Raw genomic sequence first — 23,126 nt, 5'->3', positions numbered from 1 at the left:
AATTCACCCGTCTTTCAGGGGTTTTGCCGTGGTCGCGGCCACAGCTCAGCGTGTGTACTTCTTGCCGAAGCAGCCCCGAAAGGACGTCCACAGTGGAATTCCTCCGACCCGCCTCGCTGGCCGACGCGCTCGCCGCGCGCGCCGCGAACCCCGGTGCGGTCCCGATCGCCGGCGGCACGGACGTGATGGTCGAGCTCAACTTCGACCACCGCCGCCCGGAGTCGCTCCTCGACCTCGGGCGCGTGTCCGAGCTGCACGAGCACGGCACCGACGGCGGCCGGATCCGGATCGGCGCGGCCGTGCCCTACACCCGGATCATCACCGAGCTCGGCACGCGGCTGCCCGGCCTGGCCATGGCCGCGCGGACCGTCGGCTCGCCGCAGATCCGCAACCGCGGTTCGGTGGGCGGCAACCTCGGCGCGGCCTCGCCCGCGGGCGACGCGCACCCGGCCCTGCTGGCCGCGGACGCCGAGGTCGAGATCGCCTCCGTCCGCGGGACGCGGATCGTCGCGGCGAAGGACTTCTACATCGGGGTCAAGAAGAACGTCCTGGAACCGGACGAGCTGATCACCGGTGTCCTGCTCGCGCCGGCCACCGGGCCGCAGCAGTTCAGCAAGATCGGCACCCGCAACGCCATGGTGATCGCCGTCGCCGCCTTCGGCCTGGCGTTGCACCCGGAACAACGCCGGGTCGGCACCGGCGTCGGCTCGGCCGCGCCGACCCCGCGGCGGGCCTTCGACGCCGAGGAGTTCCTGGCCGCCGAGCTCGACTGGGAGTCACCGAAGCCGATCACCGACTCGGTGAAACGCCGCTTCGGCGACCTGGTCGCGGCGGCCGCGTCGCCGATCGACGACGTCCGGGGGAGCGCGGCCTACCGGCGCCACGCGTTGGGCGTCATGGCGCGAAGGACGCTGACCTGGGCCTGGACCGAATACTGCGGAGGGAGCGCGAAGTGCGCGTGAACGTCACCGTCAACGGCGAACCCCGCCGGGCGGACAACGTCTGGGAAGGCGAGAGCCTCCTTTACCTGCTGCGCGAGCGGCTCGGTCTGCCCGGCTCGAAGAACGCCTGCGAGCAGGGCGAATGCGGTTCGTGCACGGTCTACCTCGACGGCGTCCCGGCGTGTGCCTGCCTGGTCGCGGCCGGGCAGGCCGAGGGCCGCGAGGTGGTCACGGTCGAGGGCCTGGCCGACGGGGAAGCGCTGGACCCGGTGCAGGAGGCGTTCGTCGAGCGCGGCGCCGTCCAGTGCGGCTTCTGCACCCCCGGCCTGCTGGTGGCCGCCCACGACCTGATCGAGCGGAGCCCCGAGCCGTCCGACGTCGAGATCCGCGAGGCCCTGGCCGGCAACCTCTGCCGTTGCACGGGCTACGAGAAGATCCTCGACGCCGTCCGCGACGCCGCTGCCCGCAAGGCCGTCCGATGAGCGCCCCGGCCCGCTCCCCGCAGGAGCTGCACGACACGATCGCCGGCGGCATCGGCGAGAGCCCGCTGCGCCCGGACGGCACGCTCAAGGTGCGCGGCGAGTTCGCCTACTCCTCGGACCTGTGGCACGAGGACATGCTGTGGGGCGCGACCCTGCGCAGCCCGCACCCGCACGCCCGGATCGTCCGCCTCGACGTCTCCCGCGCGCTCGCCCAGCCGGGGGTGCACGCGGTGCTGACGCACGAGGACGTCCCGGGGGAGAACGTCTACGGCCTCAAGTTCCAGGACACCCCGGCGCTGGCCGCCGACCTGGTGCGCTACCAGGGGGAACCGGTCGCGATCCTGGCCGCGGACCACCCGGAGATCGCGCGGCAGGCGCTCAAGGAGATCGTCGTCGAGTACGACGTCCTCGAGCCGGTCACCGACCCCGAGCGGGCCGCGCACGACGACACGCTGCCGAAGCTGCACCCGGGCGGGAACCTGGTCCGCCACCAGCGGATCGTCAAGGGCGACCCGGACGCGACCGCGGACGTCGTGGTGTCCGGCGTCTACGAGATCGGGATGCAGGACCAGGCGTTCCTCGGCCCGGAGTCCGGGCTCGCGGTGCCCGCCGAGGACGGTGGCGTCGACCTCTACCTGGCCACCCAGTGGCTGCACGTCGACCAGCGCCAGACGGCGAAGGCCCTCGGCCTGCCCCTGGAGAAGGTGCGGCTGACGCTGTCCGGCGTCGGTGGCGCCTTCGGCGGCCGCGAGGACCTGTCCATGCAGATCCATTCCTGCATGCTGGCCCTGCGCACCGGCCGGCCGGTGAAGATGAGCTACAACCGGCTGGAGTCGTTCTTCGGGCACGTCCACCGCCACCCGGCGAAGATGTACTACGAGCACGGCGCCACTCGCGACGGGAAGCTCGTCTACGTCCGGGCGAAGCTGTACTTCGACGGCGGCGCGTACGCGTCCAAGACGCCGGTCGTGGTCGGCAACGGCACCACGCTCAGCGTCGGTCCCTACGACGTCCCGAACGCGCACATCGAGGGCTGGGGCGTCTACACGAACAACCCGACCTGCGGGGCGATGCGCGGCCTCGGCGCGGTGCAGCCGACGTACGCCTACGAGTCCCAGATGGACAAGCTGGCGGCCGCTCTGGGCCTGGACCCGGCGGAACTGCGGATCCGCAACGCGCTGAGCGAAGGGTCCACTGTGGTCACCGGGCAGGTGGTCGACTTCCCGGCGCCGGTGGCGGAACTGGTCCAGCGGGTCCGCGACCTGCCGCTGCCGCCCGTGCCCGCCGGTGCGCGCGACATCCGCGACCTCCCGGGCGGGGCGTCGAACACCACCCACGGCGAAGGCGTGGTCCGCGGGGTCGGCTACGGCGTGACGATCAAGAACATCTCCTACGCCGAAGGCCTCGACGACTACTCGACCGCCCGCGTCCGGCTGGAAGTGCTCGGCGGGGAGGCGGTGGCGATGGTGCACACCGCGGCCGCGGAGGTCGGGCAGGGGCTGGTGACGCTGCAGCAGCAGATCGCCCGCACCGAGCTGGGCGTGACGCGGGTGAGCGTGCACCCGGCCGACACGAGCGTCGGCGACGCCGGCTCCAGTTCGGCGTCGCGGCAGACCTACGTCACCGGCGGCGCGGTCCGCAACGCCTGCCGCGCGGTCGCGGAGGCGGTGTACGGCCGCCTCGGCGTTTCCGGTGCGGGCTTGACGCTCGCCGGCGGCAAGGTGGTCGCGGCCGACGGCGAAGTCGTCGCGGACCTGGCCGAGCTGCTCGGCGACACGGCGATCGAGGAGACCCGCGAGTTCCACCACCGGCCGACCTACCCGCTCGACCCGGAAACCGGGCAGGGCGACGCCCACGTCCAGTACGGCTTCTCCGCCCACCGAGCGGTGGTCGACGTCGACCTGAACCTCGGCCTGGTCAAGGTGGTGCAGCTCGACTGCGCCCAGGACGTCGGCAAGGCGATGAACCCCGACGCCGTCGTCGCCCAGATCCAGGGCGGCTCGGCGCAGGGCCTCGGCCTGGCGGTGATGGAGGAGATCCTGGTCCAGGACGGCAAGGTGCGGAACCCGTCGTTCACCGACTACCTCATCCCGACCATCCTCGACATGCCGCCGATGCGCGTCGACGTCCTCGAGCGCCCCGACCCGCACGCGCCCTACGGCGTCCGCGGCGTCGGCGAACCACCCACGATCTCGGCCACGCCGGCGATCGCCAACGCCATCCGCGCGGCCACCGGCCTCGAGCTGCCGCGCGTCCCGATCCGCCCCGAGCACATCACCGGAGTCTGAGATGACCACGTCCCTTTCGACCGAACAGGACTGGCTGGACGAAGCCGTCCGCATCGCCACGCACAACGTCGAGAACGGCGGCGGCCCCTTCGGCGCGCTGATCGTGAAGGACGGCGAGGTCGTCGCGACCGGCGTCAACCGCGTCACGGCGAACCTGGACCCGACCGCGCACGCCGAAGTCGTCGCGATCCGCGCGGCCTGCCAGGAACTGGGGACGTTCAAGCTGGACGGCTGCGTGCTCGTCTCCAGCTGCGAGCCGTGCCCGATGTGCCTGTCGTCGGCGCTGTGGGCGCGGGTGGACAAGGTCCTCTTCGCCGCCGACCGCGACGACGCGGCCAAGGCCGGCTTCGACGACCGCGCCTTCTACGAACTCTTCGACCGCCCGCGCGAGACGTGGACGGTCCCCGTGACCCGGCTGTCCGCAAAGGACGGTTTCGCCCCCTTCGCGGCCTGGCTCGACAAAGCCGACCGCACCGACTACTGACCCACGAAGTCAGCAGCTGACCGGAGCACAACCGAATCGAACGTCCCGCTCGCCCAGGCACGGCGCTGTGCCTTGGCCTGGCCGAGCACACCCACCGGCAAGGGCAGGACGCCATGACCCAGACCGAAGTCCCCACCCCCGTAGTCGACGAAATACCCCCGCAACGCCGTTCACTGCTCGACAAGCTCTTCGAACTGCGGGCCCGGCAGAGCACCATCGGCCGTGAAGTCCGCGGCGGCGTCACCACGTTCGTCGCGATGGCCTACATCGTGCTGCTGAACCCGCTCATCCTCGGCGCCTCCGCCGACATCACCGGCGCCCGGCTCTCGGCCGCGCAGGTGACCACGGCGACCGCGCTGGCCGCCGCCGTGATGACCGTCCTCATGGGACTCGTCGGCAACGCGCCCCTCGCGCTCGCCGCCGGCCTGGGCATCAACGGCATCGTCGCCTTCCAGATGGCCCCGGAGATGACCTGGGCGCAGGCGTTCGGCCTGGTCGTGCTCGAAGGCGTCTGCATCGTGCTGATGGCCGTCAGCGGGGTCCGCGAACGGATCATGAACGCCATCCCGCGACCGCTCAAAATGGCGATCACCGTCGGGATCGGGCTCTACATCGCCCTGGTCGGCCTGGTCAGCGCCGGGTTCGTGACCCGGGTGCCGGACTCGGCGCAAACCACGGTCCCGGTGCGGCTCGGGGCAAGCGGGCACCTGCACGGCTGGCCGATCGTCGTCTTCTGCTTCGGCCTGTTGCTGATGATCGTGCTGATGGCCCGGAAGGTCCCGGGCGCGGTGCTGATCAGCATCGGGGTGGCCACCGTGCTCGCCGTCGTGCTGCACCAGGGCTTCGGCGTCGGCGGCTGGGGGCTCACGACCCCGGAACTGCCCGACCACGTCCTCGCCGCCCCGGACTTCGGGCTCTTCGGGCACATCGACCTCTTCGGCGGCTTCGCCTCGGCAGGCGCGCTCGCGGCGACGGTCTTCCTGTTCACCCTGGTGCTGTCCGGCTTCTTCGACGCCATGGGCACGATCACCAGCGTCTCCGACGAAGCCGGGCTGTCGAAGAACGGGAAAGTCCCGCGGATGGGCCGCATCCTGCTGGTCGACGGCGCCGGCGCGATCGCGGGCGGCGTCACCGGCTCGTCGCCGAACACGGTGTTCCTCGAATCGGCGGCCGGCGTCGGCGAGGGCGCGCGGACCGGGCTGGCCAGCGTCGTCACCGGCGTGCTGTTCGCCGGAACCCTGCTGTTCACACCGCTGGCCGGGGTCGTCCCGGCCCAGGCCGCGGCCCCCGCGCTGGTGGTCATCGGCGGCATGATGGTCGCGCAGTGCCGGACCATCCCGTGGCACGACCCGGACTACACGATCCCGGTGTTCCTGACCGCGGCCCTGATCCCGTTCACCTACTCGATCACCAACGGTGTCGGCGCCGGCCTGATCGCCTTCGTGCTGATCAAGATCGGCCGGGGCAAGTGGCGCGAAGCCGGCTGGCTGCTGAGCCTGCTGGCCCTGGTGTTCGCGGTGTACTTCGCCATCGACGGCGTCGAAGCCCTCTTCCGGTAAAGGAGTTCCCTCGTGGCCCTGATGTTCTTCAACGGCGGCGCCATGCGCGGCGAGCCACTGCACCACCTGCTCGAAGGATCACCGTTCGTGGGCAACGCGCGGACCGCGGCGAAGTACCGGTTCTACGCGGTCGGCGACCAGTGCCCGGCGCTGTACCCGGTGTCCCACGGTGGCGCCGAGGTGACCGGCGAGGTCTACGACGTCTCGCTGGACGACCTGCGGGACCGGGTGCTGCCGTCCGAGCCGCACGAGCTGGAGCTGGGGGTGGTGGAGCTGGCGGACGGGAGTTCGGCGTTCGCGATGCTGCTGCGGCGGCCGTACACCTCGCACGTCGCCCTGCGCGACATCACCGAGATCGGCGACTGGCGGGCGTTCAAGGCGAGCGCGTGAAGGTCCTGATCGCGCCGGACAAGTTCAAGGGGTCGCTGACCGCGGGGGAGGTGGCGTCGGCGGTGGCGGCCGGTCTCGCCGACGTCCACCCCGCGGCGGCGGTGACGACCCTCCCGGTGGCCGACGGCGGCGAGGGCACGGTCGACGCGGCCGTCGCCGCCGGGTACCGGCGCGTGCGGGTCCCGGCCCGCGGTCCCACCGGCCTCCCGGTGACCGCGTCCTACGCGGTCCGCGGCGACACGGCGATCGTCGAGCTGGCCGAGGCGTCCGGGCTGCACCGGCTGCCGGGCGCCCCCGCCCCGCTCACCGCGACCAGCGCGGGAACCGGCGACGTGATCGCGGCGGCGGTCCGGGCGGGCTGCCGCCGGATCGTCCTCGGCGTCGGCGGCAGCGCGGGCACCGACGGCGGCGCGGGCCTGCTGACCGCACTGGGCGCCCGGCTCCTGGACGCGGCCGGGCGCGAACTCCCCTCCGGTGGTGCGGCCCTGTCCCGGCTCGCCTCACTGGACGTGACGAGAATGTCCGAAGTGGACATCGAGCTGGCGAGCGACGTGGACAACCCGCTCTGCGGGCCACGCGGGGCCGCGGCCGTCTACGGACCCCAGAAGGGAGCGTCCCCCGACGACGTCGAGACCCTCGATGCCGCCTTGCGGCACTGGGCCTCGATCGCCGGACCCGAGTTCGCCGAGCGCCCGGGAGCCGGAGCGGCCGGGGGAGTGGGCTTCGCCGCCATGGCCGTCCTGGGCGCCCGCGTGCGGCCCGGCATCGAGCTGCTCCTGGACCTGCTCGGCTTCGACGCGGCCCTGACCGGAGCTTCGCTGGTCATCACCGGCGAGGGATCGCTGGACGAGCAGACGTTGTCCGGCAAGGCCCCGGCCGGGGTGGCCGCGGCCGCGGCGGCCAAGGGCATCCCGTGCGTCGCGGTCTCCGGCCGCTGTCGGCTGTCTTCGGTGCAGCTGAAGGAGGCGGGCATCTCGGCCGCCTACGCGTTGACGGACCTGGAGCCGGACCCGGCGCGCTGCATGGCGGAGGCGGCCCCGCTGCTGCGCCGCCTGGCGCACCGGGTGGCGGCCGACTACTTCTCGCTGTCGAGGTGATCGAGCTGGGCGGCGGCATACCGCCCGCCGGCGGCGGCCCCGGCCGGGACGGCGGCCTCGATCTCGGCCAGGTCGGTGCCGGAAAGCTCGACGTCCGAGGTGCCCAGTGACTCGGCGAGGCGCGCACGGGTCCGGGCACCGACGAGCGGAACGACGTCATCGCCCTGCGCGGCGACCCAGGCGATGGCGAGCTGCGCGGTGGTGACCCCCTTGGCCGCGGCGATCTTCGCGAGGGCGTCGGTCAGGGCGAGGTTGCGCTCGAGGTTCTCGCCCTGGAACCGCGGGCTGTAGCCGCGGAAGTCCCCGGCGGCCAGCTCCCGCGACGGCGTCCAGTGGCCGCTGAGCAGCCCGCGCGACAGAACGCCGTAGGCGGTGACGCCGACGCCGAGCTCACGCGCGGCCGGCAGGATCTCGGCTTCGATCCCGCGCGAGAGCAGCGAATACTCGATCTGCAGGTCGGAGATCGGGTGCACGGCGGCGGCGCGGCGCAGGGTGTCCGCGCCCACTTCGGACAGTCCGATGTGCCGCACATAGCCGGCCTGGACGAGCTCGGCCAGGGCCCCGACCTGCTCTTCGATCGGCACGGCGGGGTCGAGCCGGGCGGGCCGGTAGACGTCGACGTAGTCGGTGCCGAGCCGCCGGAGGCTGTACGCGAGGAAGGTCTTGACGGCCTCGGGACGGCTGTCGTAGCCGAGCCAGGAACCATCGGGGCCGCGCAGGGCGCCGAACTTGACGCTGATCACGGCGTGGTCGCGAGCGCGCCCGCGCAGGGCGTCGCGCAGAAGCAGTTCGTTGTGTCCCATGCCGTAGAAGTCACCGGTGTCGAGCAGGGTGACACCCCCGTCGAGGGCGGCGTGGATGGTCGCGATGGACTCGGCTTCGTCGGCGGGGCCGTACAGATCGGACATGCCCATCAGCCCGAGGCCGAGGGCGCTGACGGCCGGACCGGTCCGGCCGAGGGTGCGAGTGAGCATCGGTTCTCCTGTGTTTCCGTCGGTACCAGTCTAACGCTACCAGCGATACCGAACAAGTGCTACCGAGGATTTGTTACCATCGAAACCATGGCAACGAAGACGGCGCTGGACACCCGTGAGCGAATCCTCCAGGCGGCGGCGGCACTGCTGGCGGCCGAGGGTCGCGACGGGCTGTCGACCCGAGCGGTGAGCGCGGCGGCGGGCGTTCAGCCCCCGGCGCTGTACCGGCTGTTCGGGGACAAGGACGGCCTGCTGGACGCGGTGGCGGCGTACGGCTTCGACGAGTACCTCAAGAGCAAGCGCGAGTTGGGATCGACGGGCGACCCGGTGGAGGACCTGAGGAGAGGCTGGGACTTGCACATCGAGTTCGGCTTGTCCCGCCCGGAGTTCTACGTCCTGATGTACGGCGACGCACGCCCGGGCCGAACGTCCCCGGCGGCGAGGGAAGCGGAGGCGATGCTGCGAAGCATCGTCGAGCGCGTCGCGGAGGCGGGGAGGCTCAGGGTGAGCGTGGAGAGGGCGGCCCGCCTGACCCACGCGGCAGGAATGGGTGTGGTCCTGACCCAGATCGCAACACCGGAGGATCAGCGCGACCCAGAGTTGTCGGCGACGGCACGCGAGACGGTACTGACCCGAATCCTGACCGGAACAGAGCAGCCCCAGGACTCAGACCTCCCCGAGCGCGCGATAGCGCTGAGGGCAGGCCTCGACGGCGCAACGGCGCTCACCGAAGCCGAGCGAACCCTCCTGGCCGAGTGGCTGGACCGCATAGCCGACGCCTGAGGCAACCACCCGCCAACCCAGGCCCCCCGCAACCCCGATCCGAAGCCAGAACACGGCCGGCGCCACCGGGTCAAGGCACGCTTTCCCGCCTTGACGCGGTGGTGCCGGCCGTAGTCACAATCCGGGCTTCGGGGTTGCGGCAACTACGCCTTCCGGCCCAAGTCGGAATCGATACAGAACGACCGGACATTGCCTGTCATCACCCCAGACCTCAATATGTTGCAGCCAACAACATATGCATCGACAACGCCGTCGGAGGCCCGCAATGATCAGGTGGAAAGCCGTCCTGGCCTGCGCAGGAGCAGCAATCCTGCTCACCGCGCTCCTCCCGGCACCGGCCCAAGCAGCCGGAACGGCAACGGACTGCTGCGGAGGAGGAGCCTCCTGGGCCACGGGCAACAAGTCCGCCCTCGGAACGGCGACGACAAGCGCCAGCCCGGTCTGGTTCACCGTCGCGAACGGCGTCACCTCGGAGGTCTTCTACCCCCGGGCCGACGTCCCCAACATGCAGGACATGCAGTACATCGTCACCGACGGCAGCACCTTCGTGGACCTCGAGCGAGACGCCACGAACCACGCCGTGACCATGCCGGACGAGAAGTCGCTCCAGTACACGATCACCAACACGGCCAAGAGCGGCAAGTACCGGATCACGACGAACTACGTCACCGACCCCGCCCGCGCGACCCTGCTGACGAACACCCGCTTCCAGTCCCTCGACGGCGGAACCTATCGCCTGTACCTCCTGGCCAACCCCTCGATGGCGGGCGGAGGAGCGAACGACAACGCCTGGTGGGACGGCACGGGCCTCGTCGCCAGCGGCACCGAAACGCTGTTCGGCGGCTCACCCACCACGGTCGTCTCCGCCCTGCGAGCCTCCACCGGCTTCACGGCACACGACAACGGCTACGCCGGAGCGGGCAGCGACTGCCTGGCCGACCTGCGCGCCGACAAGAACCTCGACAGCCAGTTCGACAACATCGCCGGCAACGGCAACGTCGTCCAGTGCGGCCAGATCCCGGTCGGCACGGACACCACGTTCACCGTCGCCCTGGGCTACGGCAGCACCGCGGCAGCGGCCACGTCCTCGGCCAGCGGCTCCCTGGGCAGCGGATTCACCGCGGTCTCGACGTCCTACCGAAGCGGCTGGAACACGTACGTGAACAGCCTCAAGCCGGCCCCGGCGAGTGTCTCCGGGGACACCCAGCGACGTCGCGCCTACTACGTGGCGGCCATGGCGCTCAAGACGGCGGAGGACAAACAGCACCCGGGAGCCAGCGTCGCCGGCCTGGCCACCCCCTGGGGCGACTACACGAACGGGGACCACCTCAACGACGGCTACCACCGAGTCTGGGGCCGGGACCTGTACCAGCAGGCCACCGGCCTCCTGGCCGCCGGCGACACCGCCCAAGCCAAGCGGATGGCCCAGTTCCTCTGGAACTCCCAGTGGATCGCCACCCCGACCGCCGGCGACGGCACCACCTACCCGGCAGGCGCGTTCCCGCGCTACAGCCCGGTTTCCGGGGTGAGCGGGGCGAGCGCCCAGCAACTCGGCTGCTGCGAACAGCTGGACCAGGACGCCGACGCGATCCTCCTGGCCTGGCTGACCGGACTCACCGACGCCGCCACGTACGCCAAGGTCAAGACCACGGCCAACCACATCGTCGCCACGGGCCCGGACACGACCGAGCGCTGGGAGGAGCAGTACGGCAAGTCGCCGTCGTCGGTGGCCGCGGAGATCGCCGGCCTGATCGCGGCGGGCGCGCTCGCCCGGGCGAACGGCGACACGGCGAGCGCCACGTCCTGGGAGTCCACCGCGGACACCTGGCGCAACGCCCTGGCGGGCTGGACGGTGACGACGTCCGGGTACTGGGGCGGCCACACGTACTACGAGCGCCTCGACCGGGCCGGCAACCCGAACGACACGGCGACGATCTGCTTCGACGAAGGCTGCTTCTACGAGCACGACGTCACCGACTTCGGCTTCCTCGACCTGGTCCGCCTGGGCGTTCGTCCGGCCGGGGACGCCACGATCGCGAACTCGGTGGCCCCGACGGCCGCAGCCTCGGACGGCAACTCCTCGGTGCAGGTCACGCTGCCCAACGGTGACATCTACTTCCACCGCTACCCGCACGACAACTACGGCGAGAGCACCGCGAACTGCAGCGGCTGGCCGGCGAACGGAAGCCAGCGCTTCGGCCGCCTGTGGCCGGTGCTGTCGGGGGAGCGCGGCCAGTACGAATTGGCCAACGGGCGCTCGGCCGCGGTGTACCTGAAGTCGATGGCGGACTCGGTCAACGAGGGCTACTTCGTGCCCGAGCAGGTCTGGGACCGCGCGGACGTCGCCTGCTTCGGCCTCGGCCGTCCGACCGGCAGCGCGGGCCCGCTGATGTGGGCCGAGGGCCAGTACCTGCGCCTGGCCCAGAGCATGGACGCCGGCCACAACCTCGACACACCGTCGATCGTCAAGTCCCGCTACGGCACCTGACCCGCCGGAGGGACGACACGCCCCCTCGCCGTGTCGTCCCTCCAATCACGCGTGTCGTCCCTCCAGGCACGCGTGTCGTCCGTTCCGTCACCGCACCAGGCGGACGGTCTTCGCCGCCGGGGCGAAGGTCGCCGTCTGGCCGCGGGTGAGGGCGACGGTGTCGGCTTCGAGACCGTCGCCGAACGCCACCAGGCGGTCCGATTCGACCTCGACCGTCAGCGGCGCCCGCGTCAGTTCCCCTTCGGTGCAGGTGGTTCCGGTCGTCGGCGACGGCCACGCCTCCCGCACGAACCAGACCAGCCGGGCCTCGCCGGGCGCCGGCAGGGGCAGGCCGCTGCGGCGTTCCCGCCACACCGACCCGCACCAGCCGGTCGCCCCGGTGCCCGTCCCGACCAGGATCCCCGACGACGCCTGGCGTTCCGCCGGCCCGCCACCGACCCCCAGCCGGTAGCGGGCCGTCTGGTGCCCGGCGTGCCCGAGGTAGATCTCGTTCAGGGCGAGCAGCCGCTGGCCGTCGTCCGCGGTCAGCTCGGCCATCGTCCGGTGTTCGACGTCGGCCGTGGACCGCACCAGGTCCGCGACCGCCTCGACCGGGTGCTTGACCAGGACGCCGGGGGCACCGGGCGCGACGCCGATCACCGGCTGGCCGTCGAGGTACTTGGCCACGTTGGCGATCAGGCCGTCCTGCCCGACCACCACGACGACGTCCTCCGGCGTGAAGAGGAACCGGTCGAGGTCCGCGCGTTCGACTTCGCCGCGGCGCCAGTCCAGCGGGATGGCGGCACTGGCCGCGGCGAGCGCGGCACGCAGGGTCCTGTCGGCTTCGAGCACCTCGGCGAGGTCGCGGCCGCGGGTGCGCAGGAAGAACTCGGCCTGGCCGCGGGTGCCGTGCCGGGCGACGAGCTCGTCCAGCTCGGTGCGGCGGTGGACGAGCACGACCCGCGGGGCGAGGCTCACGAGCGGACGCCCAGCTTCGTCAGCAGCGGCGCGAGCAGGTCCGGCGTGAGCACCAGACTCTCGATCTGCGGCAGGTTGCCGGCCAGTTCCTTCAGCGCCAGCCCGGTCAGCACGCCCTCCGGCAGATCGCGGTACGCCGCCAGCCGCGCCGCTTCGCCCGCTGCTTCCGCTTCGCCGAGCGCTCGCTTGCCGTCGGCCTTCACCTGCGTCAGCCGTTCTTCGCGCGACGCCTGCGCCTCCGTCTCGATCCGGTTCGCCGCCGCGGCTTCCTCGGCCTGCCGCCGGGCGTTGGCGCCGCGCTGGGCGAGCAGCTGCTCCTCGCGGCGGGCCAGCTCGATCTGGTTCTGCAGCTCGTTTTCGCTGATCGCGCGTTCCCGTTCGACGGCGAGCGCGCGGCGTTCGAAGGTCGCGCGGTCGGCCTCCTGCTGCACCTTCTCCCGCGCGGTCGTCTGGAGCGCCTTCTCGACCTCCGGCTCGGCCCGGATCGCGACGACCCGGACGTCGATCACCGCCGAACCGGTCTGCGCGAGCCGCGTGTCCTCCTCGGCCAGGCCGGCGCGGATCCGGTCGCGGACCGCGCTGACGCCGTCGACCAGCGCGGTGGCCAGGTCGATGCGGGTCAGCACCTCGACGGCGTACTGCTGCACGTTCTCCGTGAGCAGCCCGCTGATCTGCGCCAGGGGATCGCTTCGCCAGCGGCCGGTGTCCGGGTCGATGGAGAAGTCGATGCGCTGGGCGGCCAGTGCCGGGTCCTGGATCCGGAAGGTGAGGGCGAGCTGGACGGTGACGTCCTGGAAGTCGGCCGTGCGGGCGTGGAACAGCAGCGGCAGCTCGCGGTCGTCGACCGGGACCTCCGAGACGACCGCGGTCAGCGGCCGGTACCAGAACGACAGCCCGACGCCGTCGTGCGCGAGCTTGCCGCGGCGGTAGTGGCGGATGTGCACGGTGGGGGCACCGCGCAGGTGCCGGAACCCGAACCGGCGGTCGATGTCGGCCATGGAGCCCTCCTCTTATCGTCGAGGTGACGATATGGGCTGGGGTGGCTAATCGTCAAGCTGACGATTAGGGTGGGTGGCATGGGTCACCCGCCGTTCGCCGTCACCGTGGATCTGGTCGTGCTCACCCTGACCGGGGAGGAGCTGTGCGCCCTGCTGGTGCGCCGGGGCGTCGAGCCGTACTTCGGCGAGTGGGCGCTGCCCGGCGGGTTCGTCCGGGAGGACGAGGACCTGGCGGACGCGGCGCGCCGAGAGCTGGCGGAGGAGACGGGGCTGGCGCCGGGGACCGTCCACATCGAACAGCTGGCGGGCTACGGCGCCCCGGACCGCGACCCGCGGATGCGGGTGGTGACGGTGGCCTACCTGGCGCTGGCGCCGGACCTGCCGGTGCCGCGCGCGGGCACGGACGCGGCGGAGGCCCGCTGGGCGCCGGTGCGCGAGCTGCGGGCCGAACGGCTGGCGTTCGACCACGACCGCATCCTGGCCGACGGCGTCGAGCGCGCCCGGGCGAAGCTGGAGTATTCGCCGCTGGCGACGGCGTTCTGCGCGCCGGAGTTCACGGTCGCGGAGCTGCGGAGGGTGTACGAGCTGGTGTGGGACACGCGGCTGGACCCGCGCAACTTCCACCGGAAGGTGACCGGCGCGGAGGGGCTGCTGGAGCCGACGGGCCGGACGACCACGCGCGACGGTGGCCGCCCGGCCCGGCTGTACCGGCGCGGTGCGGCGGAGGTGCTGTACCCGCCGATGCTGCGGAGCTGAGCCTTAGCGGCCCGGCACCGCCCGGAACCACAGGGTGAACTCCGTCTTCTGCGGCGACAGCCGGTACTGCGGCAGCACCCCCGGCCCGCACGACGCCGTCCCGAGGCCGTGCTGGGCGACGTCCAGCGTCAGGTGCACCACGTCGTCCGGCACCAGGTCGTCGGTGTGGCGCGCCTCCTCCAGCGCCGCCGCGGTCCAGCGGCGGGCCGTGAATTCGAAGAGCGGGTCGCCGTCCACGCGGAGGCCCGCGCCGTCCGGCGTGGCCAGACGAGCCCAGCGGACCGCGGTGCGGTTGCCGTTCTCCTGCGGGTACACGTACGGCGTCTGCAAGCCGTCGACGCTGCTGGAGAACCGGCCGATCCGCGCCGCCTGGCGGCTGTCCGGGTACGCCTCGCCCGGGCCGCCGCCGAACCACTCGGCCGTGCCCCACTCGCCCGGGATGGCCATCGCGAGGCCGAGTCGGGGGAGCGTGCCGGGGAACTCGCCGTCCGGGGTCACCTCGACCCGCAGCCGGAGGCGGTCGTCGAACGCTGTCCACGTGTAGTCGGCGAACAGCCCGAACGGCTGGGCCGGCGGCGCGACCCGGGTGCGCACCACCAGTTCCTCGCCGTCGGCGTCGACCGTGATCACCCGGTGTTGCATGCGGTGCAGCCCGGCCTCGCGCCACTGGTCGGCGGCGGGCCGCCCGGCGAACGTGCCGCGGTCGTTGTCGGTCGTCGCGCGCCAGACGTCCAGGCGCGGGCCGGCCACCGCGTGCCCGCCGAGGGCCGACAGGATGCCCGTCGCCGGGTCGAACTCGCCGGCGCCCAGCACCAGCCGCCCGCCGGTGCGGAACACCGGTCCGCGCGCGGGCGGCGGCGCCGCGACCGGGGCCGCCGACACCGGCAGCTGCCCCCAGCCGACGACGTGCCCGGCCGGCGCCCACGCCGTCGCCGAGGCCAGCGACGCGGACACCGTCAACCACGCGTCACCGTCCGTCGCGGGCAGAGCGGGCAGCGGGACCACCGTGCTCTGTCCGGATCGGACGGACGGAACGTCGAGAACACCCTCGGCGACCGCGATTCCCTCGTCCTCCAGCACCCAATCGAACGTGAGGTGTCCGGTGTCGGCGAAGTCGTAGTGGTTGCGCACCTCGATCCCGCCATCGCCGGCCGAGATCCGCACCGGTTCGATCACCTTCGCGAACTCGACCAGCCCGGGCGACGGCGTCCGGTCGGGGAAGAGCAGGCCGTCGATGACGAAGTTGCCGTCGTGGATCGGCTCGCCGAAGTCCCCGCCGTAGGCGAAGTGCCCGTCGGCGGCGAGACCGTGGTCGATCCACTCCCAGAGGAACCCGCCCTGGCAGTTCGGGTACCGCTCGAACAGCTCGCGGTACTCCAGCAGGCCGCCCGGGCCGTTGCCCATCGCGTGCCCGTACTCGCACTGCAGGAACGGCAGGTCCCGGCGGCGCGCGTTGTCGTCGTCCCGGCGGCCGATCCGGTCGACTTCCTCGTGCGTGGCGTACATCCGGCTGTGCACGTCGACGTAGGCGCAGTCGTGGTCGCCTTCGTAGTGGATCGGCCGGCTCGGGTCGCGGTGGCGGACCCACTCGGCCATCCGCGCGAGGTTCTCGCCCGTGTGGCTTTCGTTGCCCAGCGACCAGAGGATCACGCTGGGCCGGTTCTTGTCCCGCTCGACCGTGCGCCGCATCCGGTCGAGGTACGCCTCGGCCCACCTCGGGTCACCGCTGGGGTTGCCGGCCCAGCCGAGCAGCTCGAAGCCGTGGGTCTCCAGGTCGCACTCGTCGATCACCCACAGGCCGAACTCGTCGCACAGCTCGAGGAACGCCGGATCGGGCGGGTAGTGGCTGGTGCGGACCGCGTTGATGTTGTGCCGCTTCATCAGCAGCACGTCGGCCAGCGCCGTCTCCGGCGAGACCACGCGCCCGGTGCGCGGGTCGTGCTCGTGGCGGTTGACCCCGCGCAGCATCAGCGGCCGGCCGTTGACCTTCAGCTGCCCGCCCTCGATGGTGACGGTGCGGAACCCGATGCGCACCGGCACCCGCTCGGCCGCGGTGGCCAGCGTGCCTTCGTACAGCCGCGGGGTCTCGGCGCTCCACGGCTCGACCGGCAGCTCCAGCGCGTCCCCGGCCGGGTGGCCGGCGACGCCCAGTTCGGGGATGTCCAGCAGGACGTCCGGGCCGGTCTCGACCCGGACCGTGCCCAGGCCGGTGGTGTGGTCGTAGTCCGCGCGGACCCAGTAGTCGCCGATGCCGCCGGCCGGACGGGCGAGCAGGGTGACGGCGCGGAAGATGCCCGAGGCCCACCACATGTCCTGGTCTTCGAGGTAGCTGCCCGCCGACCACTGGTGCACGCGCACGACGAGGACGTTCCCGGACGGCCGCAGCAGCGACCCGACCTCGAACTCCGACGGGAGCCTGCTGCCCCGCGTGACGCCGAGTTCGGTGCCGTTGAGCCAGATCCGGCCGCAGGAGTCGATGCCGTCGAAGCGCAGCACCGCGGACCCGGCCGGCCAGTCCGCGGGCAGGTCGAACCGCCGCCGGTGGTCGCCGGTCGGGTTGTCCGACGGCACGTGCGGCGGGTCGACGGGGAAGGGGTAGGGCACGTTCGTGTAGGCCGGGCGGCCGTGGCCGTGCAGCTGCCACAGCGACGGGACCGGCAGCTCGTCCCACGCCGAGTCGTCGAAGTCCTCGCTTTCGATCCCCGCCGGCGCGGCCGCGAGGCTCGGCGACAGCCGGAACCGCCAGGTGCCGTTCAGTGACAACGATGGCGCGTCGGAGGTGAAAGCCGCGCGCGGCGGAAGGGAACCGCGGCCCGGGCCGGGGTCTTCGAGGTACGACATGAGGTCCTTTCCGCGCTCGGCAGGCGCCCGAGAACGTTCCCGTGAACGTTCACGGACCGCTCCGCAGTGTGCTGCTCGACGGGACCGGGTGTCAAGGGATCAGGCGGATTCGCGCAGGTGGAGGCGGGCGCGGACGATCAGTTCGGCGGGGTCGAGGGGCGCCGCGCCGGTGACCAGGCGGGCCGCCTGCTCGACGGCCAGCGCGCCGACCGCGCGCGTGTCGATCGCGACGCTCGAGAGCTCCGGCTCGACCAGGGTGCCGAGGGTGAGGCCGTCGAACCCGATCACGGCGAGGTCGGCGGGCACGCGCAGGCCGAACCGGCGAGCCTCGCGCAGGGCGCCGATGGCCATCACGTCGTTGAAGGCGAACAGCGCGGTGACGTCGGGGTGGGCGGCGAGCAGGGCGGCCAGTGCCGCGCCGCCGCCGTCGACGCTCTGGGCACCGGCGGCGATCCAGCCGGGCTGCACCGAGACGCCGCACTCGGCGGCGGCCCGCAGGAACCACCGGCGGCGGACGCTCGGGGCGGGGTGCCCGTCGAGCATGCCGATCCGCCGGTGCCCGCGCGAGACGAGGTGGGCGACGGCCTCGCGGACGCCGTCCTCGCCGTCGACCACGACCCCGCTGAACCGCGGCGTGCGCGGCTCGCGGTCGATGAGGACGACCGGGATGCCGGCGGTGAGCCGGTCGAGGTCCTCGTCGGCCCGGCCGAAGTAGCCGGTGACGGCGTCGACCTGGGTGCCGATCACCCGCAGCGTGGCGAGTTCCTGGTCGGGGTCGTCGGCGGTGTCGTGCACGACGACGTGCCAGCCGCGCGCCCGGGCGGCTTCCAGGGCGCCCTTCGCGACCTCGGTGAAGAAGGGGTTGAGCAGATCCGGCACGACGAGGCCGATGGTGGTGGTGTCCGGCCGCACCAGCCCCCGCGCGAACCGGCTGGGCCGGTACCCGAGCTCCCGGGCGGCGTCGAGGACCCGCTGTTTCGTGGTGCCGTCGATCTCGGCCTTGTCGTTGAGCGCGCGCGAGACGGTCTGCCGGGAGACCCCGGCCGAGCGGGCGACGTCGTGGATCGTCACCCGCCGCGGTTCCGTGCTGCTCGAGGACACCGCCCACCTCCTCTTCCGGAGGACGAGTATGCCCGCCCGCCGCCGGCGAACCCGTCCGGCGTCGCGAATGACTCATTCGGGACGCCGGATGTCCCGAATGAGTCATTCGCGGCATCGGCCGCGGGCCCGCTACCCGAGCCGGGTGCGTTCGCGGCGCTTGACGAACCGCCAGCCCACCGCCAAGACCACCGCCAGCACCGGGATCGAGTAGAACGCGATCTTCTCGGCGCCGTCCGAGAAGCCCATCAGGGCCACTACCAGGGCCAGGAATCCCAGCGTCGCCCAGCCGCTGTACGGGGCCCACGGCATCCGGTACGCCGGGCGCTCGAGCTCGCCGCGCAGGGCGGCCTGGCGCAGGCGCAACTGGCAGAAGATCAGCGTCGCCCAGGTGCTGATCACACCCAGGGACGCGATCGCGATGGCGATGTCGAACGCCTCCTTCGGCACCAGGTAGTTCAGCACCACGCCCAGCACGTACGCGACCGACGTGAACAGGATCCCGCCGTAGGGCACCTGGCGGCGGCTCATCCGGCTGACGAACGACGGCGCCTCGCCCTTCTCGGCCAGCGAGCGCAGGATCCGGCCCGTCGAATACAGGCCTGAGTTGACGCTGGACAGCGCCGCGGTCAGGACCACCGCGTTCATCACGTCGCCGATGCCCGGGATGCCGAGGCGGCTGAACACCGTCACGAACGGGCTCTCGCCGCCGCTGTAGAACGGCCACGGCAGCAGCATCGCCAGCAGCAGCACCGAGCCGACGTAGAACACGCCGATCCGCCAGACCACGCCGTTGATCGCCTTCGGCAGGACCTTGCGGGCGTCCTTCGTCTCGCCGGCCGCGATGCCGACGACCTCGATCGCCGAGTAGGCGAAGATGACCGCCTGCAGCGTCATCAGCGCGATGCCGGTGCCCGCCGGGAAGAGTCCACTGTGGCCGGTCAGGTTGTGCGCGCCGGCCGGGGTGCCGCCGATGTCCGCGCTCGTCACCACCAAGCCCGCGCCGACGACCAGGAAGACGACGATGGCCAGCACCTTGACCACCGAGAACCAGAACTCCAGCTCGCCGAACACCTTGACCGACAGCAGGTTCACCACCAGCAGGACGCCCAGCGCGATGAGCGCGGTGATCCACTGCGGCACGCCCGGCAGCCACTTGTGCACGTAGATGGCGACCGCGGTGATCTCGGCGATCCCGGTCATCGCCCAGTTCACCCAGTACATCCAGCCGGAGGCGAAGCCGGCCCACGGCCCGATGAACTTCCGCGCGTAGGTGACGAAACTGCCGGAGCTGGGCTCGTGCAGGACGAGTTCGCCGAGCGCGCGCATCACGAAGTAGGCGGCGATCCCGCAGATCGCGTACGAGAAGATCAGCGACGGGCCGACCTGGTGGAGCTTGCCACCGGCGCCGAGGAAGAGCCCGACGCCGATCGCGCCGCCGATGGCGATCATCTGCACTTGGCGGTTGCCCAGCGTTTTCGAGTAGCTTTCACCTTTTTCGGTGAGCAGCGAGGAATCCATGGTTATCGGACGCTAGAGCCGTGTGCGGCAGGTCACCAAGCAGGCTAAGGAAGACTTAAGGTGTGCCGGACATCACGCGAAGATCGTTCCGCGCGATGTGACCCGGGGTGCCCGCGGCCCGCGCCGGAGCGCCTTCTACGCTCGGGCCCGTGGATCTCGCGGCGCTGCTGGACCGGATAGCCGACGACGTCGCGACCGACGTCGGCCGCGGCGCCGTCGCGGACTACATTCCCGCGCTGGCCAGGGTGGAGGCGGGGCGGTTCGGCATGGCGGTGGCCGAAGTGGACGGTGCGGTGCACGGCGTCGGCGACTGGGAGCACCCGTTCTCCGTGCAGAGCATGTCCAAAGTGTTCACCCTCGCGCTGACGCTTTCGCGCGGCGACGGCGTGTGGGCGCGCGTCGGCCGGGAACCGTCCGGCGACCCGTTCAATTCGCTGGTGCAGCTGGAACACGAGGACGGCATCCCGCGCAATCCGTTCATCAACGCGGGCGCGCTGGTGGTGACCGACGAACTCGCCCGCCACGGTGACGCGGCGGACGCGCTGCTGGCCTTCCTCCGGCGGGAGAGCGGGCGTCCCGAGATCGCCGTGGACCCGGAAGTGGCGGCCTCGGAGGCGGGGCACGCCGACCGCAACCGCGCCCTCGCGTACTTCATGGCCTCCTACGGCAATATGCGCCACCCGGTGCCGTCGGTGCTGGACCAGTACGTCCGCCAGTGCTCGATCGCGATGAGCTGCGCCGACGTGGCCCGGTCGGCGCTGTTCCTGGCCCGCCACGGCCTCCGCAACGACGGCTCGCGGCTGCTCGGGCTCAGCGCGGCGAAGCGGATCAACGCGGTAATGCTGACGTGCGGCACGTACGACGCGGCGGGCGAATTCGCCTACCGCGTCGGCCTCCCGGGCAAGAGCGGTGTGGGCGGCGGCATCGTGGCGATCGTCCCCGGCCGGTGCGCGGTCTGCGTGTGGAGCCCGGGTCTGGACGCGCGGGGCAACTCCGTCGCCGGCGTCGCCGCCCTCGACCGGTTCACGACGCTGACCGGCTGGTCGATCTTCTGACGTCAGCGCAGGTAGTTGTAGACGCTGGCCCGCGAGATCCCGAGCAGGTCGGTCAGTGACGGCACCGCGTTCTTCAGCTCCAGGAACCCCCGTTCCTTCAGCGACCGCACGAGGTCCTTCTTGGCGGCCGCCGGGAGGCTGCGCGGCGTGTGGCCGCGCTCGGCCGCGTAGTCCTCGACCAGGGCGCGCAGCTCGTCGCTCGTCCGGGCCCGCAGGGACTCGGTGACCGGGGCCGGTCCGTCGGTGCCGGCCAGCCGGTTCAGGGCGTGGGCCGCCGAGCCGAGCAGCGAGACGTCGAGGTTGAGGCACAGTGCCGCGACGTACTCGCCGTCCGAGTTGCGGAGGCCGATCGAGGTGCTCTTCGCGGGCCGGCCGTCCGGGAAGCGGTTGGGGTAGCTCTGCAGCACGTCCGGGAACCCGGGGTCGGCGATCCGGGCCAGGCCCAGCTCGGTCGCCGGGTCGCCGACCGCGCGGCCGGACAGGCCGCCTTCGATCGCGCGCACGGCGTGGGCCGGGTCGCGCAGGTCGTGCAGCACCACCTCGCACAGGCCGGGGAACATCCGGCCGACGGCGTGGGCGATCTTCTCCGCCTCGCGCAGCAGCAGCTCGTCCTCGGTCATCCGATCAGCTCCCGCAGCTTGTCGGCGGCCTTGAGGCCGGAGCCGGTGAGCACGACGACCGTGGTTTCGCCGTCACGGACGGCGCCCCGCGCGCGGAAGACGTCGATCGCCGCCGCGGCCGTGGCGCTGGTCGGCTCCGCGTACAGGCCCACGGCCGCCAGGCGGCGGGCGGCCGCGGCGATGGCGTCCTCGTCGATCGCCGCGGTGTCCCCGCCCGAGCGCCGGATCGCCGCGAGGACCTCCGGCAGCCGCACCGGACGCCGGATCGCCGTGCCCTCGGCGACGGTCGGGGCGAACTCCGGTGGCTGCCGGTCGTGGAAGGCCGCGTCGAGGGGGGAGCAGTTGCGCGGCTGCGCGACCAGCAGCCGTGGGCGCCGCTTGATCGACCCGGCTTCGAGGAGTTCCCCGAACCCGAGGTCGCAACCGAGCACGATGCTGCCCGCGCCGGCCACGGTGACGACGGCGTCCGGGGCGCGGAACCCGAGGTCCTCCCACAGCTCGTAGGCGAGGGTCTTGGTGCCCTGCAGGAAGAACGGGTGCCAGTTGTGGCTCGCGTAAGTCGTGCGGTCCGACCGGCGGACGGCTTCGGCAGCGGTGTCGTCGCGGGTGCCCGGCACGAGTTCGACGGCCGCGCCGTACGCGCGAGCCTGGAGCACCTTGGCCGGTGACGTCCCTTCCGGGGCGAGGACGGTCGCCGCGATCCCGGCCGCGGCGCTGTAGGCCGCCACCGACGAGCCACCGTTGCCGGAGCTGTCCTCCAGGAGCTCCCGGACCCCGGCGCCGGCCAGCGCCGAGACCATGACGCTGGAGCCGCGGTCCTTGAAGCTGCCGGTCGGGCTGAACCATTCGAGCTTGAACCGGACGTCGGCACCGGCCCAGTCCCGGGGGACGAGCGGGGTGCAGCCTTCCCCGAGCGACACCGGGCGCAGGTCCCCGGGCAGCGCCGCCCGGTACCGCCAGAGCGAGCGGACGCCGGTGTCGACGTCCGCCGGGCGCAGGCCGGGCCGGGGTGCCACGGTCAGCGGGGCGCCGTCGTCGCCGCGCCAGCGCCGCGGGTCGCCGGGGTACCGCGTCCCCGATCGCTCGTCGGTGTACCAGTACTCCACCGCCACCTCCAGATCTGGACGAACAGTCCAAGCTTAGACGTACTGTCTAGTGCTACTCCGCAGTACGCGAAATGTCTTCAGCTTCTTCTCAGGAAAAGCCTGTAACGCGATGGTGGAAATTTCGATCACGTGCGCCCGCCCGGGGTACCGCCGGTGGTCGCCCGAATACCGGCGGTCGCCCCGATCGGCGTGGATGTGGCCTCCGACGTCCCCGTTCGTGGTCTCGTGAGCACCGAGAATCCCGGAGGGCGAACAATCCACTGTGGACTCGGCGGGGTGTGCGGAGGTGTGTCGGCAATTCTCGTTGCGATTTGTTCAGCGCTCGGGAACATTCCTGTTAAATCGCCGGTGGGGGTATTCGGCGGCGGCTTGTCCGGATCGGCGAAGCGAACGTCCGGGTCCCTCTGCTTTACCGGCGGGATAAGCGCCGGGGGTCCCCGGGAAACGCCGGACCCGACGGACGGCGTGGTCCGGATCGGCCAGTGCGTGCAGGTCCACCAGGCGGGATGGCTTGCGCCGTCCGGCGGCGCGTGCCGGGTGGACCACGTCCCGAACCGGTCCACTCCCGGCAGGACCGGGTATTGGTCGTGGCCCGTGTCCGGGGCGGGAACGTGACGGCGACGTTAAATTCTTGCACCTTCGGCCTGGTCGCTCCCGAATTTTCTGAACCACGGCGATGAAATCGCGG

General features: G+C 72.1%; 19 protein-coding genes. 11 read left to right on the top strand and 8 right to left on the bottom strand.

Going from position 1 to position 23,126, the window contains the following annotated elements; translation table 11 throughout:
• Positions 1–92 precede the first annotated feature (92 nt).
• The 7 genes from H5965_RS25550 (at position 93) to H5965_RS25520 (ending at position 7,241) form a co-directional block, all read left to right on the top strand.
• On the top strand, positions 93–962 hold the full coding sequence (locus H5965_RS25550; RefSeq protein ID WP_310972782.1) for an FAD binding domain-containing protein: 870 nt from the start codon (positions 93–95) through the stop codon (positions 960–962).
• The gene (locus H5965_RS25545; RefSeq protein ID WP_310972781.1) at positions 953–1,423 is read left to right on the top strand and encodes a 2Fe-2S iron-sulfur cluster-binding protein; all 471 of its coding nucleotides are present in this window, start codon (positions 953–955) and stop codon (positions 1,421–1,423) included. The genes H5965_RS25550 and H5965_RS25545 overlap by 10 nt, the downstream gene beginning before the upstream one ends.
• Entirely contained in the window at positions 1,420–3,711 is a 2,292-nt protein-coding gene (gene pucD / locus H5965_RS25540; protein WP_310972780.1) for a xanthine dehydrogenase subunit D, read from the top strand. The genes H5965_RS25545 and pucD overlap by 4 nt, the downstream gene beginning before the upstream one ends.
• A 1-nt stretch (position 3,712) precedes the next feature.
• The gene (locus H5965_RS25535; RefSeq protein ID WP_310972779.1) at positions 3,713–4,195 is read left to right on the top strand and encodes a nucleoside deaminase; all 483 of its coding nucleotides are present in this window, start codon (positions 3,713–3,715) and stop codon (positions 4,193–4,195) included.
• A gap of 113 nt (positions 4,196–4,308) precedes the next feature.
• Complete coding sequence (locus tag H5965_RS25530) at positions 4,309–5,754, top strand: NCS2 family permease (RefSeq protein WP_310972778.1); 1,446 nt, start codon at positions 4,309–4,311, stop codon at positions 5,752–5,754.
• 12 nt (positions 5,755–5,766) lie between these two features.
• Entirely contained in the window at positions 5,767–6,144 is a 378-nt protein-coding gene (locus H5965_RS25525) for a gamma-glutamylcyclotransferase (RefSeq protein ID WP_310972777.1), read from the top strand.
• A complete protein-coding gene (locus H5965_RS25520; RefSeq protein ID WP_310972776.1) occupies positions 6,141–7,241 on the top strand; it encodes a glycerate kinase in 1,101 nt (366 codons plus the stop codon). Before H5965_RS25525 ends, H5965_RS25520 begins: the two co-directional genes overlap by 4 nt.
• Here the strand turns inward: H5965_RS25520 and H5965_RS25515 are convergent.
• Complete coding sequence (locus tag H5965_RS25515; RefSeq protein ID WP_310972775.1) at positions 7,220–8,215, bottom strand: aldo/keto reductase; 996 nt, start codon at positions 8,213–8,215, stop codon at positions 7,220–7,222. The genes H5965_RS25520 and H5965_RS25515 overlap by 22 nt on opposite strands.
• 87 nt (positions 8,216–8,302) lie before the next feature.
• Here H5965_RS25515 and H5965_RS25510 point away from each other — a divergent pair, with 87 nt between their 5' ends.
• Both H5965_RS25510 and H5965_RS25505 read left to right on the top strand, forming a co-directional pair.
• Positions 8,303–8,998, top strand: a complete 696-nt coding sequence (locus H5965_RS25510; protein ID WP_310972774.1) for a TetR/AcrR family transcriptional regulator — start codon at positions 8,303–8,305, stop codon at positions 8,996–8,998.
• A 265-nt stretch (positions 8,999–9,263) separates the two neighbouring features.
• A complete protein-coding gene (locus H5965_RS25505) occupies positions 9,264–11,486 on the top strand; it encodes a glycoside hydrolase family 15 protein (protein ID WP_310972773.1) in 2,223 nt (740 codons plus the stop codon).
• Positions 11,487–11,573: 87 nt separating this feature from the next.
• On the opposite strand, the gene H5965_RS25500 is transcribed toward H5965_RS25505, so the two are convergent.
• On the bottom strand, positions 11,574–12,443 hold the full coding sequence (locus tag H5965_RS25500) for a hypothetical protein (protein ID WP_310972772.1): 870 nt from the start codon (positions 12,441–12,443) through the stop codon (positions 11,574–11,576).
• Positions 12,440–13,441: an SPFH domain-containing protein gene (locus H5965_RS25495; protein WP_310972771.1), complete on the bottom strand. Its 1,002-nt coding sequence runs from the start codon at positions 13,439–13,441 to the stop codon at positions 12,440–12,442. The genes H5965_RS25500 and H5965_RS25495 overlap by 4 nt, the downstream gene beginning before the upstream one ends.
• Before the next feature lie 78 nt (positions 13,442–13,519).
• Between H5965_RS25495 and H5965_RS25490 the strand changes: the two genes are divergently transcribed.
• On the top strand, positions 13,520–14,197 hold the full coding sequence (locus H5965_RS25490) for an NUDIX domain-containing protein (protein WP_310972770.1): 678 nt from the start codon (positions 13,520–13,522) through the stop codon (positions 14,195–14,197).
• A gap of 3 nt (positions 14,198–14,200) precedes the next feature.
• Here H5965_RS25490 and H5965_RS25485 read toward each other — a convergent pair whose 3' ends face one another.
• The 3 genes from H5965_RS25485 to H5965_RS25475 form a co-directional block, all read right to left on the bottom strand.
• The gene (locus tag H5965_RS25485) at positions 14,201–17,038 is read right to left on the bottom strand and encodes a glycoside hydrolase family 2 TIM barrel-domain containing protein (RefSeq protein ID WP_310972769.1); all 2,838 of its coding nucleotides are present in this window, start codon (positions 17,036–17,038) and stop codon (positions 14,201–14,203) included.
• Between the two features lie 99 nt (positions 17,039–17,137).
• Positions 17,138–18,139: a LacI family DNA-binding transcriptional regulator gene (locus tag H5965_RS25480; RefSeq protein ID WP_310972768.1), complete on the bottom strand. Its 1,002-nt coding sequence runs from the start codon at positions 18,137–18,139 to the stop codon at positions 17,138–17,140.
• A 129-nt stretch (positions 18,140–18,268) separates the two neighbouring features.
• Positions 18,269–19,657: an amino acid permease gene (locus tag H5965_RS25475; protein ID WP_310972767.1), complete on the bottom strand. Its 1,389-nt coding sequence runs from the start codon at positions 19,655–19,657 to the stop codon at positions 18,269–18,271.
• 149 nt (positions 19,658–19,806) lie between these two features.
• On the opposite strand from H5965_RS25475, the gene H5965_RS25470 reads away from it, so the two are divergent.
• Complete coding sequence (locus H5965_RS25470; RefSeq protein ID WP_310972766.1) at positions 19,807–20,712, top strand: glutaminase; 906 nt, start codon at positions 19,807–19,809, stop codon at positions 20,710–20,712.
• A gap of 2 nt (positions 20,713–20,714) precedes the next feature.
• On the opposite strand, the gene H5965_RS25465 is transcribed toward H5965_RS25470, so the two are convergent.
• Both H5965_RS25465 and H5965_RS25460 read right to left on the bottom strand, forming a co-directional pair.
• Positions 20,715–21,332 carry a PAS domain-containing protein gene (locus H5965_RS25465; RefSeq protein WP_310972765.1) on the bottom strand — a complete coding sequence of 206 codons (618 nt, stop codon included), beginning with the start codon at positions 21,330–21,332 and terminating at the stop codon, positions 20,715–20,717.
• The gene (locus H5965_RS25460) at positions 21,329–22,438 is read right to left on the bottom strand and encodes a pyridoxal-phosphate dependent enzyme (RefSeq protein WP_310972764.1); all 1,110 of its coding nucleotides are present in this window, start codon (positions 22,436–22,438) and stop codon (positions 21,329–21,331) included. The genes H5965_RS25465 and H5965_RS25460 overlap by 4 nt, the downstream gene beginning before the upstream one ends.
• Between the last annotated feature and the right edge of the window lie 688 nt (positions 22,439–23,126).

The organism is Amycolatopsis sp. 505 (assembly GCF_031625235.1).
Classification (GTDB): Bacteria; Actinomycetota; Actinomycetes; order Mycobacteriales; family Pseudonocardiaceae; genus Amycolatopsis.
This window is presented reverse-complemented; position numbering and strand designations above follow the sequence as displayed.

What these genes read in the sequence shown, in the direction of transcription:
- H5965_RS25495 (WP_310972771.1), bottom strand. Translation starts at nt 13,441, where the DNA reads ATGGCCGACATCGACCGCCGGTTCGGGTTCCGGCACCTGCGCGGTGCC.
- H5965_RS25510 (WP_310972774.1), top strand. Translation starts at nt 8,303, where the DNA reads ATGGCAACGAAGACGGCGCTGGACACCCGTGAGCGAATCCTCCAGGCG.
- H5965_RS25465 (WP_310972765.1), bottom strand. Translation starts at nt 21,332, where the DNA reads ATGACCGAGGACGAGCTGCTGCTGCGCGAGGCGGAGAAGATCGCCCAC.
- H5965_RS25485 (WP_310972769.1), bottom strand. Translation starts at nt 17,038, where the DNA reads ATGTCGTACCTCGAAGACCCCGGCCCGGGCCGCGGTTCCCTTCCGCCG.
- H5965_RS25515 (WP_310972775.1), bottom strand. Translation starts at nt 8,215, where the DNA reads ATGCTCACTCGCACCCTCGGCCGGACCGGTCCGGCCGTCAGCGCCCTC.
- H5965_RS25490 (WP_310972770.1), top strand. Translation starts at nt 13,520, where the DNA reads ATGGGTCACCCGCCGTTCGCCGTCACCGTGGATCTGGTCGTGCTCACC.
- H5965_RS25530 (WP_310972778.1), top strand. Translation starts at nt 4,309, where the DNA reads ATGACCCAGACCGAAGTCCCCACCCCCGTAGTCGACGAAATACCCCCG.
- H5965_RS25475 (WP_310972767.1), bottom strand. Translation starts at nt 19,657, where the DNA reads ATGGATTCCTCGCTGCTCACCGAAAAAGGTGAAAGCTACTCGAAAACG.
- pucD (WP_310972780.1), top strand. Translation starts at nt 1,420, where the DNA reads ATGAGCGCCCCGGCCCGCTCCCCGCAGGAGCTGCACGACACGATCGCC.
- H5965_RS25505 (WP_310972773.1), top strand. Translation starts at nt 9,264, where the DNA reads ATGATCAGGTGGAAAGCCGTCCTGGCCTGCGCAGGAGCAGCAATCCTG.
- H5965_RS25535 (WP_310972779.1), top strand. Translation starts at nt 3,713, where the DNA reads ATGACCACGTCCCTTTCGACCGAACAGGACTGGCTGGACGAAGCCGTC.